Annotated in this window: 13 protein-coding genes; 4 read left to right on the top strand and 9 right to left on the bottom strand. The window is 43.1% G+C overall.

Annotated elements, in window-relative coordinates:
- Window positions 1–18 precede the first annotated feature (18 nt).
- On the top strand, window positions 19–2742 hold the full coding sequence (locus CHU92_RS13260) for a putative LPS assembly protein LptD (protein WP_207759853.1): 2724 nt from the start codon (window positions 19–21) through the stop codon (window positions 2740–2742).
- 9 nt (window positions 2743–2751) lie between these two features.
- Entirely contained in the window at window positions 2752–3132 is a 381-nt protein-coding gene (locus tag CHU92_RS13255) for a RidA family protein (RefSeq protein WP_094416359.1), read from the top strand.
- Here CHU92_RS13255 and CHU92_RS13250 read toward each other — a convergent pair.
- The 5 genes from CHU92_RS13250 to CHU92_RS13230 form a co-directional block, all read right to left on the bottom strand.
- Window positions 3113–3487, bottom strand: coding sequence for a methylglyoxal synthase (locus CHU92_RS13250; protein WP_094416357.1), 375 nt, complete (start codon window positions 3485–3487; stop codon window positions 3113–3115). The genes CHU92_RS13255 and CHU92_RS13250 overlap by 20 nt on opposite strands.
- 1 nt (window position 3488) lies before the next feature.
- Window positions 3489–4337, bottom strand: coding sequence for an N-acetylglucosamine kinase (locus CHU92_RS13245; RefSeq protein ID WP_094416355.1), 849 nt, complete (start codon window positions 4335–4337; stop codon window positions 3489–3491).
- 122 nt (window positions 4338–4459) lie between these two features.
- Window positions 4460–5461 carry a type I glyceraldehyde-3-phosphate dehydrogenase gene (gap, locus tag CHU92_RS13240; RefSeq protein ID WP_094416353.1) on the bottom strand — a complete coding sequence of 334 codons (1002 nt, stop codon included), beginning with the start codon at window positions 5459–5461 and terminating at the stop codon, window positions 4460–4462.
- 27 nt (window positions 5462–5488) lie between these two features.
- Window positions 5489–6475, bottom strand: coding sequence for a 6-phosphofructokinase (gene pfkA, locus CHU92_RS13235; protein WP_094416351.1), 987 nt, complete (start codon window positions 6473–6475; stop codon window positions 5489–5491).
- A gap of 384 nt (window positions 6476–6859) precedes the next feature.
- Window positions 6860–11266, bottom strand: a complete 4407-nt coding sequence (locus CHU92_RS13230; protein ID WP_243389604.1) for a translocation/assembly module TamB domain-containing protein — start codon at window positions 11264–11266, stop codon at window positions 6860–6862.
- Window positions 11267–11480: 214 nt separating this feature from the next.
- Between CHU92_RS13230 and tsaD the strand changes: the two genes are divergently transcribed.
- Both tsaD and CHU92_RS13220 read left to right on the top strand, forming a co-directional pair.
- Window positions 11481–12503 carry a tRNA (adenosine(37)-N6)-threonylcarbamoyltransferase complex transferase subunit TsaD gene (gene tsaD / locus CHU92_RS13225; protein WP_094416349.1) on the top strand — a complete coding sequence of 341 codons (1023 nt, stop codon included), beginning with the start codon at window positions 11481–11483 and terminating at the stop codon, window positions 12501–12503.
- A 1-nt stretch (window position 12504) separates the two neighbouring features.
- On the top strand, window positions 12505–13209 hold the full coding sequence (locus CHU92_RS13220) for a 16S rRNA (uracil(1498)-N(3))-methyltransferase (protein ID WP_094416347.1): 705 nt from the start codon (window positions 12505–12507) through the stop codon (window positions 13207–13209).
- 44 nt (window positions 13210–13253) lie between these two features.
- Here the strand turns inward: CHU92_RS13220 and CHU92_RS13215 are convergent, their stop codons facing one another.
- Genes CHU92_RS13215 through CHU92_RS13200 form a run of 4 tightly spaced genes read right to left on the bottom strand, consistent with a single transcriptional unit; the run spans window position 13254 to window position 16281 of the window.
- Complete coding sequence (locus CHU92_RS13215; protein ID WP_094416345.1) at window positions 13254–13829, bottom strand: YdeI/OmpD-associated family protein; 576 nt, start codon at window positions 13827–13829, stop codon at window positions 13254–13256.
- A gap of 2 nt (window positions 13830–13831) precedes the next feature.
- Window positions 13832–15073, bottom strand: a complete 1242-nt coding sequence (gene pepT, locus CHU92_RS13210) for a peptidase T (RefSeq protein ID WP_094416343.1) — start codon at window positions 15071–15073, stop codon at window positions 13832–13834.
- Between the two features lie 19 nt (window positions 15074–15092).
- Window positions 15093–15854, bottom strand: a complete 762-nt coding sequence (locus tag CHU92_RS13205) for a C40 family peptidase (RefSeq protein ID WP_094416341.1) — start codon at window positions 15852–15854, stop codon at window positions 15093–15095.
- 31 nt (window positions 15855–15885) lie between these two features.
- Window positions 15886–16281 (bottom strand): four helix bundle protein, encoded by a 396-nt coding sequence (locus tag CHU92_RS13200; RefSeq protein WP_165764664.1) that lies wholly within the window; start codon window positions 16279–16281, stop codon window positions 15886–15888.
- Between the last annotated feature and the right edge of the window lie 123 nt (window positions 16282–16404).

The raw sequence follows: 16404 nt of genomic DNA, 5'->3' as shown, positions 1-16404 counted from the left end.
GCCAAAATTATTGTAAGTTTGACACTTCTAAAAATAACCCTGATTTCTACAAAAATAGTATTAAAACCTTTGCGTCCAAACTTATTTCATATCGTTTTATCAGCAATTTTCCTAACAACAGGCTGCCTGAAAACCTCTGCCCAGGAGACACCCCGCAGGCCTGTTTCAATACCTATTGCAAACCAGAAAGATACGGTACGTTTAAATCCGGCGAAACTTGCAGAGGCCGACACTATCCGCCGCGACACCCTTAAAAAAAAGAAGGCGGGGCTTGATGCTATTGTGAAGCGGACAGCTGAAGATTATGAAAAGATAGACCAGGTAAAAAAAGAACTTACACTTTACAACAAAGCAGAGCTCTATTACAAGGATATCGAACTTAAAGCCGGTATTATTGTGATGAATTATGAAAAAGATGAAGTTTTTGCGGGAAAAATAAAAGATTCGGTGGGAAAATACTCCCAATATCCCTACTTTAAGCAGGGAACCAATGTGGTGGAGGCGGATTCTATCCATTTTAATTATAAAACAAAAAAAGCAAGGGTTTGGAATTCCAGGTCAGACCAGGGTGAATTCAGGGTAAAAGGCGAGATAAGCAAACGGGAGAATGACTCGGTAGTATTTATCAAGAATGCACGATTTACTACCTCTAAAAATATTAATGACCCGGAATATTATTTTTACACCGACAGGATAAAACTTGTTCCGGGAAAAAAAGTAGTAACAGGCGTAACCAATATGTGGATTGCCGATGTACCTACCCCTATAGGGTTGCCTTTTGCCTTTTTCCCAATGTCTGAAAAAGCCGAGTCAGGCTTTATCGTCCCTACTTTTGGTGAAAACAATACAAGGGGCTATTTTTTACAGAACGGTGGCTATTATTTTGCCCTTAGCGACTACTACGACCTATCGGTCACGGGGGATTACTTTACAAACGGCAGTTACGGCCTGCGGTTTGAATCTTCTTACGCGCAACGGTATAAGTTTAATGGCAATGTCAATATCCGGTTTGAAAATATTATTGAAAGTGAACGCGGTTTTCCGGATTATGCCCGTTCCCGGCAGTATAACATCCAGTGGTCGCACAACCAGGATGCTAAAGCAAACCCCAATTCGCGTTTTTCGGCCAATGTGAACCTGGGGAGCAGCCAGTATTTCAGGCAGTCGCTGAACCTGGCCAACGTGGGCGCAAGCCTGAACAATACACTAAACTCATCGGTATCGTATTCTAAAACATTCAATACCGTGCCACAGATAAATGCTTCGCTTACGGCAACACACTCCCAAAACACCAATACAGAGTCCATCAACATGACACTGCCAACGCTCCAGGCAAGTGTAGACCGGATATTTCCCTTTGCCGCTGCCGATGCACCTAAAAAAGGGCTTATAAAAAATTTAAACCTGCAGTATAACCTGAGGGGCGAAAACAGGATACAAACGACTGACTCTCTTTTCTTTACATCAGAAATGTTCAGGGATATGCGTACCGGTTTACAGCACAGCATCCCGCTAAGCACCAACTTCAAGATATTCCGTTATTTTAGTGTTACTGCGGGTACCAACTACCAGGAAACGTGGGTTTTTAATACAATAGAAAGAGAGTATAACGCCAGCCGGGATGAAGTTACTGAAAGGGATGTGAAAGGGTTTGACTCGTTCAGGACCTATAACTTCTCCTCCAGCATCGGTACCACAATTTATGGTACTTTTAACTTTGGCGATGATAAAAAAATACAGGCCATACGCCACGTAATCCGCCCCTCAGTTTCTTACAGCTATACGCCAAGCTTTGACCAGTATTATGATACTTACCAATATGACGCATCCGGTGCATTACGGGAATATACCAGGTTTGAGGGAGGCTTGTTTGGAGTGCCGAGCAGGGGTTTCAGCAACAATTTAGGCATAGCGGTGAACAATACTTTTGAAGCAAAGGTCAGGGACAAAGACGAGACTAAAACCGAACCTAAAAAAATTATGCTGCTAAACAACCTTAACTTTACCACATCGTACGACCTTACTGCCGACTCGCTTGCCTGGGCGCCATTGCGGGTTTCGGCAGGAACCAACCTGCTGAAAGACAAGATGAATATAAACTTTGCCGCTACACTCGACCCCTATGCGGTTGATAATTCGGGTAACAGAATCGATACTTACAATATTGACAACGGGGGAAGCCTTTTCAGGATGACCAGTGCCAATATTAATATAAACTACTCGGTTTCCAGCAGGGGCGATTCGGGGGAAAAAAAGAAAGAAAACAGCCAAACGGCACGGAACGGTGGACGCGAGGATGACCTTTTTGGTACAGCAGTTGACCTAAATGACCAGCGAAACAGTATGTTTAAGGACGATGAGGAAAAAGGCGCTGCTGATAAAAGTGGTGGGACATTCTATAATGCTAAATTACCATGGGATTTACGATTTGCTTACTCGCTCACTTATAACAACACCCGCCGTGAGCGCACCATTACCGGTAATTCAATAATGGTGTCGGGCAATATAGATATAACTCCACGGTGGAAAATGGGATTTTCTACAGGATATGATTTTGTGCAGCAGGGTGTTACTTTTACGCAGCTTCGTTTTGAGCGCGACCTGCTGAGCTGGAGGATGGATTTTAACTGGATACCCCTGGGAACACAAAAATCATGGGGCTTTTTTATTGGGATAAAATCTTCGGTACTTAGCGATATTAAGTGGGATAAGCGCCAGGTGCCGGACAGGGTAATACGATAAAAATAAGACATGAAAAAAATAATCTTTACAGACAAAGCGCCTGCCCCTATAGGGCCTTACAGCCAGGCAGTATTATCAGGCAACACTTTATACACGTCAGGGCAGATTGCCCTCCACCCTGAAACCGGAGTACTTATTACTACGGACATTGAAACTGAAACAAAGCAGGTTATGGAAAACATGAAGGCCGTGCTTGAAGCTGCCGGAATGGATTTTGAAAATGTTATAAAAGCTACTATCTTCATCAGTAACATGGACGACTTTGCCAGGATAAACAGCATTTACGGCAGTTACTTTAATGAAAAAACCGCTCCTGCAAGAGAAACGGTCCAGGTGGCAAGACTGCCTAAAAGTGTGAATGTTGAAATATCTATGATTGCTGCGAAATAGCCAATAACAGTAATTCAGCCGAAGCAGGGTTTGTGGCCAGCGGCACATTATGCACGTCACAAACCCTTATAAGCATGTTTATATCGGCTTCGTGCGCATGGCTTGCTAATGGATCTTTAAAGAAAAACACCATTTTTGTTTTACCTTCTGCAACCCTTGCGGCTATCTGTGCATCGCCACCCAATGGCCCGGAGAGCATTTTCTTTACTCTGAAACCCGCCTTTTCGGCCTTGCTTCCGGTTGTGCCGGTGGCAATCAGCTTTACGTCCTCCTTAAACAGGATGTCTTTGTGTTTGTTTAAAAACTGTACCATCTCGGCTTTCATGCCATCATGGGCAATTACGGCAATTTCCATATCAGTTTATTCTGTGGTATTCAATAAGGCCGTCAATAGGACGCCTTAGTACATTGCCCAGCTTCAGGTTATTTTTTGCCAAAACCTCTGCCAGTTCGGCTTTAAGGTAAAATGCTATAGAGCCGACAAAATGTACCGGCACCTCATGAGCGTTATCATATTGCGTGATGTAATTATCAACAAATGTCTGCATGGCATCAACAATAAGATCTTTTATAAATGGCTCATCTTTATGCTGTATTAAAAACTTAGCAAAAGTAGCCAGGTAGGCATTAGGGTTAGGCTCTTTATAGAGATTATGCTTAATGCTGTCCGGGTCCAGGTCATATTCCTGGGCAAATTCCCTGACCAGGTGCTGCGGCATCTTATTAAAGTAATAGGCCCTGAGAAGATCCCTGCCAAAGCGGTTGCCACTACAATCATCCATGGCTATGTAACCCAGCGACTGTACTTTCTGGTGCAGTTCTTCACCATCAAAATAGCTACAGTTGGAGCCTGTGCCTAAAATACATATTATGGCTTTTTCCTCTGTAGGGTTCGTGGCGTAAGCAGCGGCATACGTATCTTCTTTTACCGTTATTTCTGCCTTGGGGAAAAACTCCTGGAAAAGGTTTTTCATGAACACTTTCATACGGTCAGTGCCGCACCCTGCGCCATAAAAATAAAGGCTGGTAACATCATTACGGTTGTTATAAATATCAAAACGGGCCTCAAGCCTTTCAATAGCCTCTTCCCTGCCTATTACTTCGGGGCTGAGGCCAAGTGTTTGTGTGGTGAACAGCCTGTTGCCCTGCTCATCAAGGGCAATCCAGTCAGCTTTGGTCGCACCACTGTCAACTAGTAATTTCATTAAGTTATCTGCGTTAGTCTGGTTAGTTTCAGGCGGCAGGCCGCATAGTTTGTTTTGGGATTGTTCAAATAATACAAAGCCCCGCCTTTTGGTTACAAAAAGCGGGACAATATATAAAATAATTATAATGAAGCAATATGTACTGAAAGATCTATAAGTTTGCTGGAGTAGCCGTACTCATTGTCATACCATGAAACAATCTTGAAAAAGGTAGCATTAAGCCCTATACCTGCCTTGGCATCTACAATACTCGTCCTGGAGTCTGATATGAAATCCTGCGATACCACATCATCTTCAGTAAAGCCCAGAATACCTTTCATTGCACCTTCTGACTCTTTTTTAAGTACTGCCATTATCTCCTCATAAGTAGTTTCCCTGCTTAGCTTTACGGTTAGGTCAACTACAGAAACATCGGCTACAGGCACCCGCATACTCATACCGGTAAGCTTGCCGTTAAGTTCAGGTATAACCTTGCCTACCGCTTTGGCTGCACCCGTGCTGGCAGGAATTATATTTAATAATGCCGCACGGCCACCACGAAAATCTTTTCTTGAAGGGCCGTCCACGGTGAGCTGAGTGGCGGTTGTGGCATGGATGGTAGTCATCAGGCCTTCCACTATGCCAAAATTATCATGTATCACTTTTGCCAGCGGCGCAAGGCAGTTTGTTGTACATGAAGCGTTAGATACTATGGTATCGGCTGCTGTGGCTTTATCATGGTTTACACCCATAACAAACATGGGGGCATCTGCCGAAGGCGCAGAAATTATAACTTTTTTTGCCCCACCGGTAATGTGTGCCTGTGCTTTATCAAGTGTAGTAAATATACCTGTACACTCTGCTACGACATCAACACCTACTTCATCCCATTTCAGTACTGAAGGGTCTTTTTCAGCAGTTACCCTTATATGCCTGCCGTTAACATACAGCTGGTTATCCTTAACCTCAACAGTACCCGCAAAATTGCCATGTACCGAATCATATTTTAACAGATATGCGAGGTGGTCAACCTCAAGCAGGTCATTTATAGCTACTACTTCAACATTATCCCTGTTAAGGGTTTCGCGGAACACAATACGCCCTATCCTGCCGAAACCGTTTATTCCTAATTTAACTTTTGCCATTTTTTTAAGTTGTTTATTTTGTTTTAATTATATAGAAACAATATCCGATACCCGGATAAGCTCCTGATCTATTTGTGATTTTCCTTTTACGGCCTGTTCCAGCGGGGTGAGCGCTATTTCATCTTTTATAAGGCCTACCATATAATTGGACTTGCCTTCCAGCAGTGTTTCGACTGCCTTAACACCGAGGCGGCTGGCAAGCACCCTGTCAAAGCATGATGGCGAACCGCCACGCTGCATGTGTCCCAGTATTGATACGCGGACATCATATTCCGGCATGTTTTCTTCAACATAATCTTTAAGCTCAAAAGCGTTCTTGCCAATCTTATCCCCTTCGGCAATAACTACAATGCTTGATGATTTGCCTGAAGCTTTACTTTTGCGCAGGGAGTCAAGAAGCCTGTCGAGCCCCATGTCTTCTTCGGGTATTAATATTTCCTCGGCACCTGCCCCTATACCTGCGTTGAGGGCGATATGGCCGGCATCACGCCCCATGACTTCCACAAAAAACAGCCTGTTGTGCGAACTGGCCGTATCCCTGATTTTATCTATTACTTCTACAACTGTATTTAGCGCGGTGTCATATCCCAGGGTATGGCTGGTGCCATATATATCATTATCAATAGTGCCGGGTATGCCTATAACGGGGAAACCAAATTCTTTATTAAAAATGAGCCCTCCTGTAAAACTGCCGTTGCCACCGATAACCACAAAGGCATCAATACTGTGCTTAATAAGGTTATCATGAGCTTTTTTTCGGCCTTCTGCAGTCATAAACTCTTTGGAACGCGCCGATTTTAATATGGTTCCCCCTTTATTAATGATGTTGTTCACCGAGCGCGGCCCCATTTCTTTAAAATCGCCTTCAATCATGCCCTGGTAGCCCCTGTAAATGCCTGTACACTCAATATTATGAAAAGCGCATGTACGAACTACAGCCCTGATTGCGGCGTTCATACCGGGGGAATCCCCTCCTGAAGTAAGCACACCGATTTTTTTTATATTTCCTGACATTTTTTTTATAATTAATTGTAAAATTAAAAATTTTATACAATATATTTAGTTGATTTTACAATCTATTAATAAATCAGCAACTTTTCAAACGTTTTCGTTAATAAGTTTTTTATTATCCAACATTGCGATACGCTTATAACTTATTGTTCTGTAGAAAAAGGGGGGGGGTATCATCTGGTATCTATCGGAGGGAGCTTATTATTCCTGGGCAGGCAGGGATGCAAAGGCGCTGAGGCCTAGCCCCGGTGGAAGCGGCATCCTCCCCGGCGCCGCGCTTATGGCGGCGGGGAGATATAGCGGACAACGGGACAAGGTGGCAAAAAAAGCGCTTAGCTTGCTGCTCAATATGTAAATGGCTTGTACCGGAGAAGATGACGTATGAAATTAATCTACTTCGGGTATGCGCTGGGGCTGCTTGTCCTCTGTGTTGTTTTTCTTACGCCGGTTATTGTTGTCAAACTCAATATAATTGGGGGCCGGTTCGGAATCGGGTATTTCATCGGTGGGAGTGCCATCCTGATTCTGTATTTGTATTTTACGGAAGATCTTGGCTACAAGTTCTGAAAAAATATCAAAGTCTACTTCATAAGTTAGGCCGACACCCTGGGTATAACCAATACCTTCCCCTAAAAAATTGATATCATTTTCCCGGTTAAAAACACGTGCTTTTAATGTATTATCCTTATTAAGGCGCAACTGAGCCTCGACATTGCCTACAATTGCCGATTCATTAACGCCCACGCCGCCGACCGGGACACCCAGCTGGCCATTGACCGTGATCCTGTCGTTTATCTGTGATGAGAGCGTAACTCCTATTTGTGAAGCTGTCTCTGCAAATGGGTTCCTGTCGGCCTGCACGTAATTAAGGTTTACTTTTACCTTGCTTTCCTCATCTGAAAAAATGTCGCCTACAAGGCTGCTGGCCCTTTCAAAAATGGGTGCATATACGGCATTACTGGCATTGGTGGGACTCAGGAACGTGCGTGAATATAATAGTGAAAGTGCCTGAGTCTGCCTGGTATCAAAATCGTTAAGCCTGTATTCAAGGTCTGATTTCAGCACGGAACTTGCCCCGGGAAAGTTAATCTGGAACTCATGTTCGGGTGTGGTAAGGTTTCCACTGAGGGCGATAACAACCTCAACGGGTATGTTGCGGTTAAATGAAGAAGACTCGAGCAGTACTCCGGGATTAGCCTGTGTTTTGTAAACTGCTTCAAGATTTAACCTTGCCCTTTTGGGGTCGCCTTCCCAGGATATGTACCCCCCGCTCCTCACGACCAGCTCTTTGTCAAAAATGCCGCCGTATTTAAAGTTATATATTCCTTCGCGTACTGAAAAGTCTCCCGTCATATTAAACTTTCCGAGGGTATTAATGTCAAGCAGGAGGGTACCGTCTCCCCTTGCTTTGAACCCATGGCCGGTATTTTTATCAATAATGATTTCAATATTGGCATCAGGTGTAATATCAAGGTCAAAATTCATTTCAAGGCCTTTGTAGGTGCGCCCTTCACTTACAATGCCGTTCTTTTTATTGGCAATTTCCTGCGGGCTCGGAAAGTAGATGTATGGTGTATCCCCGCCGGACGCGGCATTGTTCATTGGTATCTTGATATCGGTACCTTTAACGGATTTTGCACTTGCGTTGATGGTGAGTGCGGTTGTAGGGCCATAGATATTAGCCTCGCCCTTAATAATGGCGGTACCGTAAAACTGTGCATCATCGGAATCTTCTTTATCAAAGACGAGGAGCTTATCGGATTTTAAATTTAGGCCGAGTACCCAGTCCTTAAAGAACCTGTGTTTGACGCTCCCGTCGAGTACGCCCGTGGTGCCAAGCTTCGTATCTGTTAAATGTATACGCCTGAAAAAGAATTCTTCCTTGTTAAAATCAACAACGGCATCCTGTTCAAAGTTATAATCGGTATTAAGATACCCTATTTTTAGTCCTGCATTTTTCAGGTAGAGCCTGCCGTTAACTTCAGGGTCACGTGCATTGCCCGCAACTGTAGCACGGCCAGAGGCAAGTCCGCGCATGTCCGGGAAAATGGTTTTCAGGAAAATAGTAAGCGGGCTTATATCAAAATTAGTAAACCCGGCGTCAAGGTTGAGTACCGTCTGTTTATTAATAATATCTATATTTCCGTAAGTAAAAAACGTTTCGTTATTGTTCCTGAAAATGGTTGAATACACGTTGAAGCGCCGCAGCGACTCATCCCCGGCAATCTGCACATCCAAATTTCCTATATCATACTGGTTAAGAGACAGGCTGTCTACCGAAATGCTTGCAGTGGGTTGAAAAACTGACTTGTTTTGCCTGAGGCTTACAACGCCGTTAACCCTGCCTCCAAAGTTGAGGCTGTCCAGCGTGGGGGTAACTTTGTAGAGGTCAACATCATCAAAGGTGAGCTTGAGGTCTTTATAATCCTTACCTTTCAGGATGCCGCTTAACTCTACTTCCTGCCCATTGTGTGACAGGCTGATACCATCAATAGTAAAATCGGTCAGCTTTTTATTAAAAATTATTTTATTGTCATGGGCATCGCCTTCATTGAGGTACCAAAGGTAGTTCTTAAAGTTCACCTCTGATTTCTTAAACCCTACTATTGACTTATTGTCCTTATCAATAGTATGGTAAAGATTCAGGTTAAAAAAATCTTTGGCCTGTTTTCCGCCTTTAAATTCCGAGCGCAGGTAGAGTGTGTCATTCTGCGTTACATTTATCAGGCTAAAGCCTGATATACTGTAGTCCTTCACCCTTGCGCTATCCATCTGCACATAGGCATTGTACAGTGGATTCCTGTTGTTGACATCGATGCGGATATTGTCAAAATAATTTTTAAAAGCCTCAACATGGGGCGAACCGAACGCCAGTTGAAACTCTCCTTTATCCGCATTAATGCGCCCTTTAAGGCTGGTGCTGTCGCTTATTTTTATTTCGGGCATAAGCACCTCAACAATCTTATTATTAATTGCAAAGCCGAAATCCAGGAACTGTCCTTTTTTAACTTTATGCGCTGAATAATTGGTATACAGGCTACCCAAAGCATTTTCTACAAGTTTTGGCAATTCATTTATATCAAAAATACCTCTTACGTGCCCTTCTACAATATCCTTAGAGTTGATGGTTATGGCCCTGACTTTTTCCGCATTAAATACTGAGTTTACTTCAAAATCATCAAAGTAATAATTCCTGTGATTTTTCTGATAAGAAAGGTGCGTTACGGCAAGCCTGCCAGCCAGGTTATTGAGGTTATTGCCAGAAGCATCCAGTACAAAATCGCCTTTGAAAACTGCTATAGTATCTTTGGTAACGATGTGGAGCGCTTTCAGGTCGGCATAATCTATCTGCGCATGGAAATCGTAATTGTTATTGTTGTTACCCATGTCCACAAGGCCGTCAAAGCTCATGAGCAGGTTAGGGTCGTTACTGTTTACCCTGCCTTTAAAATAGGGCCACTTCAGCCTCCCGTCCACAGTAATGCCGGTATAATTATACCTGTTAAAATAAAGTTCTGAAATTTCTCCTTTGAGTGATGTATTTACCGATTGCCTGTTGAACCCCTGCCCTTCCACTTCAAGGTTAAGTGACACGGTACGCAGTGATTTATTATCCAAAAGACCGCCGAGATTAAAGTTGGCCAGGTTTACAGCACCTGTATAGGCGGCATCGGAAGGCTTGTTATAATCTTTTATGGAGATGTTTGTTTCGGCCTCGCCAAGTTCTGACATCAGGTAAACATCCGCATGCAGGTCGCGTTTTGTAAGTACTACATCACCTACAAGGTCAATACGGCCAAATTTTTCAAGTACCGGCGGGAGGCTTTTCCCAAGGATACGGGGCATTATCCCGCGAAGGTCATTATAGTGGGATGTAACGCGGTCAAAATTACCATTCATATAAAAACCGGGGCCTTTTTTATCAAAAAGGCGGCGAAAATTTACCGAACCGATTATTTCCGACTGCTCATCGTCAAGCAGTTTAAGGTTATGAAGGGTAAAATTGTTTAAAGGCCCTTTCAGGTGCGTGGAAAGGTAAAACTTCTGGTTGCTGCCAAATTCATTAAAAAAATAATTCAGTTCATTTGATGAGATGCTGGCCCTGTCAACCCTGAAGTCAAATTTCACCTTGTTTGTAAAATCCTTAAAATCTTTTTTTGTGTAACTAAGTGTAATGGCCCCTTCAAGCGCTGATTCTTTAGTCTTAAGCTCAAGGGCATCAAGTATAATGTTCTTTTTGGTATAAGTGAAGGCCGCTTTAAGGTTCTCAACAAAAAGGCCACGGTGATCCAGCAAAGAAAGCTGCTGAATACCTGCCGAGATGTCGCTACCTTTTATAAAAAAATCCTTCAGCCTGCCATTCAGTTTCTTGAAATCGAGCACACGGGGTGTTGCCGCATTTTGGTTAGTGAGCCTGAAACGCCCACTGGCCACGCGAAGGTCTTTTACCCGCATCCTGAACTTCCCTGAGCCGGGCTTACCATTATCAAAAGCTTTTATAAACAGGTCCAGGTTTGATGTGTTTTCGCCTTTGTAGGTCTTCATGTGCAGGTATAACTTCTCTGCACGCAGTGTCCCAAATTTCAGTTTACTGTCTGCAATCTGAAGTACATTATACACATTCGTATGAATACGTGTGGCTGATATAAGCGTATCTTTATGATGGTCAAGCACCAGGACACCTTTGAGTTTTACTCCCCCAAATATGGAAAAAGCCACCTTTTCTATACTGATATTTGTGCCAAAATCTTTATTAAGGGTTTCAGTGGCGTAGCGGGCAATTTTTGTTTGCACAAATGGCAATGAGAGCGTAATGCCCAGCAGTAGCAAAAACAGGAGTAATCCTATCAGTGTGCGTACAACTATTTTTTTAAACTTTTTGATACGGTAATTGTTTAAATTTGTGGGCGTCAACTTTGGGGCTAAAACCAAAACAAAAGTAGGAATTTTTTACTGTTTGCCCCTTTGGCTTTAAGTGATTTTTATAATTTCAAATAGTGTGCCGAAAATGCCAGAAAAGCCTGTTTACATATTAGCCATCGAAAGTTCCTGTGATGATACTGCCGCAGCCGTACTTAAAAACGACAAAGTAGTATCAAATGTTGTGGCCAGGCAGTCGGTACATGAAGAATATGGTGGTGTTGTGCCAGAACTTGCCTCACGTGCCCACCAGAAAAATATTGTACCTGTGGTTGATGTAGCCCTTACGAAAGCAGGCATCAGCCGGGAACAGCTTGCCGCGGTGGCCTTTACGCAGGGCCCGGGATTAATGGGCTCGCTTCTTGTAGGCAGTTCCTTCGCCAAATCACTGGCCCTGGCGCTCAATATCCCCTTAATTGCCGTAAACCACATGCAGGCACACATACTGGCCCATTTTATTGATGAGGAAGGCTATGACAAGCCGGAGTTTCCTTTCCTGGCTATGACGATAAGCGGCGGCCATACCCAGATTGTACGTGTTAATGATTATTTTGACATGCAGGTGATAGGCGAAACAACCGATGACGCCGTGGGTGAAGCGTTTGATAAAACAGCCAAGATACTTGGGCTCCCTTATCCGGGAGGCCCGCTGGTAGATAAATATGCCCGGGAAGGCAACCCAAAAGCATTTGCTTTTACCAAACCGAAAGTCCCGGGGCTTGATTTCAGCTTCAGCGGCCTGAAAACACAGATTTTATACTTTATCCGGAAGAATACTGCCGAAAATCCTGAATTTGTACAGCAGCATATTGCAGACATTTGTGCATCAATACAGTATACAATCATTACTATCCTTATGGATAAGCTTAAAGAAGCTGTAAAAGAAACAGGAATAAAACAGGTGGCTATTGGCGGCGGGGTATCGGCCAATAGCGGGATAAGGGAAACACTGAAACAGGCCGAAAAAAAATATGGCTGGAAAACGTTTATCCCTAAATTTGAATATACCACCGATAATGCCGCCATGATAGGCATTGTAGGTTACAGGAAATACCTTGAAGAACAATTTACTGATGCCACCGTAACATCAAAAGCGAGGATAACGTTTTAACATGCAGTTATTTTATAACCCTACCCTACAGAACAGTGATACGTTCTTTCATTTTGATAAAGAGGAAAGCCGGCACATTATTAAAGTACTTCGTAAAAAGGAAGGCGATACTATACAGATTACCAATGGCAAGGGTATGCTCTTTATATCTGAAATTATCACGGCTTCCGAAAAAAAATGTGAGGTTGCAATAACAAGTAGCCAGTTTTTCGGGCCGGCACCCTACTACCTGCACCTTGCCGTAGCTCCTACAAAAATGAATGACCGCTATGAATGGTTCTTAGAAAAAGCTACAGAAATTGGTATACATGAAATTACACCCCTGATATGTGAGCACAGTGAGCGTACTGTTTTTAAAGCAGAACGCTTTGAAAAGATAGTGCAGAGCGCCATGAAGCAATCACTGCAATATTACATGCCTGTACTTAATGAGCCGGTATCTTTCGGTAACTTTATAAAATCCGGACGTGAGGGCCAGCTGTTTATTGCACATTGCGAAGAAACAGAGAAAAAACTACTAAAGGCAGCAATAAAGCCGGGACAGAAGGTAACCGTCCTGATAGGCCCTGAAGGTGACTTTTCTGTAAAAGAGATAGCTATGGCCCTGGCACAGGATTATGTACCCATATCACTCGGCAATACAAGGCTACGTACCGAAACAGCGGCAATTGTAGCGGCACACAGTATTGCTTTTATAAATGAATAGTAATTACTCAAATTTATTGATTTCAACTTGATGCAAGTTTATAATCACTTATACTTATCATTCAGCCCTTTTCCTTCCAATATCATGGGCTTTATTTTCTCAAGGCGGGCCAGTTGTGTTTTTTCCTGTTTTGCTGAAGCGATGTACTCATTATAATCTTTCTGCCTGCCGGGAGTAAGTTTGCCGAAAGCTTCGGCAAGTGCAGGGTCAGCATCCAGTGCAGCCTGCAATGCTTGCGGAACCGGAACCACTTTCTTCTCCGGCTTTATCTCTAAGCCTGCTTTTTCAACCTCAATGGCTTCGGTAATATATTGAAGGATTAACTTTTCGTTTATTTCTTCTTTAGAGGTAAAACGCCACTGCCGAAGGGATTTGGTGTTACCCTCATTGGCATTTACCAATACGCCGGCCTCATCTTTGAGGAAAAAGCCTTTGTAAAACCAAAGTGTGAAAAAATTTTTAAAGCCCAGCAAACCTAACACATTTTTGCCATTAAAGGTATAAACAGGCGCGCCCCACTTTATGGTTTCTACCAAAGGTGTCTTGTTTATGACAGCTTTCAGGGTATCAAGCTCTTCCGCCCATAAATGGCTGCTGTCCCATTTATTCTCTTTCTCCATGCTTATTTCTTTTCTGCAGTAAGCTCTGCAATGCGTACAATTACCTCAACTGCCTTCTGCATGCTTTCTACCGGTACATACTCATATTTACCGTGAAAGTTATGCCCCCCGGCAAAGATGTTTGGGCATGGCAACCCCATGTAGGATAATTGCGAGCCATCAGTACCGCCGCGTATCGGCTTAATGATAGGTGTAATGCCTAAATCTCTCATGGCCCTTTCGGCAATGTCAACAATATGCATTACAGGCTCCACTTTTTCCCTCATGTTAAAGTACTGGTCCTTTACCTCTGCTACAGCCACATCACCGCCATATTGTTTTTGGTATTTTCGGTTCAGTTCATCCGCTATTTTTTTTACCAGCTTTTTCCTTTTCTCAAACTTCTTACTGTCATGGTCGCGGATGATAAGCTGCACGGTAGTTTCCTCAATACTTCCGCTGATGCCCGTAACATGGAAGAAACCTTCGTAACCTGTAGTCTTTTCAGGCACTTCTTCTTTCGGAAGCCTTGAAATAAATTTATTGGCAATCAGCATTGAGTTGATCATCTTACCCCTTGCATAGCCGGGATGCACGCTCTTGCCTTTAAAAGTTATCTTAGCTCCGGCGGCATTAAAATTTTCATACTCCAGTTCGCCAATCTGGCTGCCGTCCATAGTATAAGCCCACTCTGCACCAAACTTAGCCACGTCAAACTTATGCGCGCCACGGCCTATCTCTTCATCAGGTGTAAACCCCACACGAATTTTACCATGCTTTATCTCAGGGTGCTGGATTAGGTACTCCATAGCGGTTATAATCTCGGTAATACCGGCCTTGTCATCAGCGCCAAGCAGCGTTGTGCCATCGGTAGTAATGATTGTCTGCCCTTTGTATTGCAGCAGGTCTTTAAAGTATGAAGGAGAAAGTATAATATCCTGTTCTTTGTTCAGCACAATGTCGCCACCGTCATAATCTTTAATGATTTGCGGTTTAATATTTGCCCCGGTAAAATCAGGCGTAGTGTCAAAATGCGAGATGAAGCCTATCACCGGCACCTCATAGTCAACATTTGATGGGAGTGTTGCCATTATATAAGCATGCTCATCAATAGTTACATCTTCCATGCCTATGGCTTTCAGCTCCTCCACAAGCTTATGGGCAAGGTCCCACTGTTTTGCAGTACTTGGAGTAGTATCAGAGTTCGGATCCGATTCGGTATCAACTGTTACATAGCTGATAAAGCGGTCTATAATATGCTGCATTTTGTAGTATATTAGGTAATTAGATTATTTTTTTAATAACGCGTAGTTTATGCGTGTGGCGCTGGGTGTCAGTGTTGTAAATACCCAGATGGTCCAGCCTGTCAATACGCACTTTACCATGCGCATGGATGATATAGTTGTCTTCCATAATGATACCTACGTGGATGATGCGGCCTTCCTCATTATCAAAAAATGCCAGGTCTCCGGGTTCGCTTTCTTCAATAAAGCTTAACGCTTCACCCTGTGTGGCCTGTTGCGAGGCATCGCGGAGTATGGCATGGCCGTTCAGCTTATACACCATCTGGGTAAGGCCTGAGCAGTCAATACCAAAGGGTGTTTTCCCTCCCCACAAGTAGGGCGCGTTGAGGTACATAAAAGCCGTATCAACCACACTTTGTTTGGGGTTTTTGCCACTCAGTTTAAGCCCCTCGAAAAGGAACTGCTGTGTGTTAATATCGGCATGGTCAAGAAAGGAAAGAGAAGCACCCAGCGGCACAGGGAGCAGGCTGTTTTGTGGTGTGGTAATATATTCTATAAGGTCGCCGTTAAGCACCAGCGGACTGCCGGAAAGCCTGTTGTAAGCCTCTTCAGTAATAAAATCAAATTGTTTGTTGTCAATCCAGCCGTTGTAACCGTCATAAGCCAGTTCTATGCACGACCATTTTGCGGTTTGTTCCAGAATTTTAAAATGCTCCCCGAATAATACCTGCGATGTCATTTCGCTCCTGTCATTCGGCTCCAGGCGTAAGGGTACAATAGCAAGATTACAAATACCAAACATTGATTATTTATTATTTTGTATTGATTATTGACTATTCGTTATTGATACTTTTATTTTTATTTTCTGCTGAAACAGCGTTTAAAGCTTTTGAAGCTGTTTTTCTTGAGCTTACAAAGATAGCGGTTAATTCGGATGCTTCTTTATGAAACGGCAAGCATAATTCCCGAGGCAGGATATTTTCATCTATCAGAAATTCGAGCCAGAAAGCAGCTTCATCAATTTCTTCAATAACAATGCTAAGTTTAGATACAAAACTTTTTTTGGTTTGCGCAATGCAGCTTGCCCTGTAATTTGCAGCTACGGAGGTACTGCATCGTATTAGTTGCCCTTTGGTGTGGTTACTTAAATAATTGTTAGGTAGCTGCAAAGATAATTTTACACAATCGTGTGCAATTTTTTTTGTACGGTGTAGGAGCTGCTGTTTCAAAAAAAGGCTGATTATTATCAGCACAAATTAATCAATAATTTGCTAATAAAAATCAGCCAATATAAAATATTCAATAAAAAATCAATCCTGTCCTAAATAAAATTTAACACTATCAAACTTAAC

The sequence above is a fragment of the Flavobacterium cyanobacteriorum genome (assembly GCF_002251835.1).
Classification (GTDB): domain Bacteria; phylum Bacteroidota; class Bacteroidia; order Flavobacteriales; family Flavobacteriaceae; genus Flavobacterium; species Flavobacterium cyanobacteriorum.
This window is presented reverse-complemented; position numbering and strand designations above follow the sequence as displayed.

Coding starts and splice junctions, on each gene's coding strand:
- CHU92_RS13220 (WP_094416347.1), top strand. CDS start 12,505: ATGCAGTTATTTTATAACCCTACCCTACAGAACAGTGATACGTTCTTT.
- gap (WP_094416353.1), bottom strand. CDS start 5,461: ATGGCAAAAGTTAAATTAGGAATAAACGGTTTCGGCAGGATAGGGCGT.
- CHU92_RS13255 (WP_094416359.1), top strand. CDS start 2,752: ATGAAAAAAATAATCTTTACAGACAAAGCGCCTGCCCCTATAGGGCCT.
- CHU92_RS13245 (WP_094416355.1), bottom strand. CDS start 4,337: ATGAAATTACTAGTTGACAGTGGTGCGACCAAAGCTGACTGGATTGCC.
- CHU92_RS13250 (WP_094416357.1), bottom strand. CDS start 3,487: ATGGAAATTGCCGTAATTGCCCATGATGGCATGAAAGCCGAGATGGTA.
- CHU92_RS13215 (WP_094416345.1), bottom strand. CDS start 13,829: ATGGAGAAAGAGAATAAATGGGACAGCAGCCATTTATGGGCGGAAGAG.
- CHU92_RS13205 (WP_094416341.1), bottom strand. CDS start 15,854: ATGTTTGGTATTTGTAATCTTGCTATTGTACCCTTACGCCTGGAGCCG.
- tsaD (WP_094416349.1), top strand. CDS start 11,481: ATGCCAGAAAAGCCTGTTTACATATTAGCCATCGAAAGTTCCTGTGAT.
- pepT (WP_094416343.1), bottom strand. CDS start 15,073: ATGCAGCATATTATAGACCGCTTTATCAGCTATGTAACAGTTGATACC.
- pfkA (WP_094416351.1), bottom strand. CDS start 6,475: ATGTCAGGAAATATAAAAAAAATCGGTGTGCTTACTTCAGGAGGGGAT.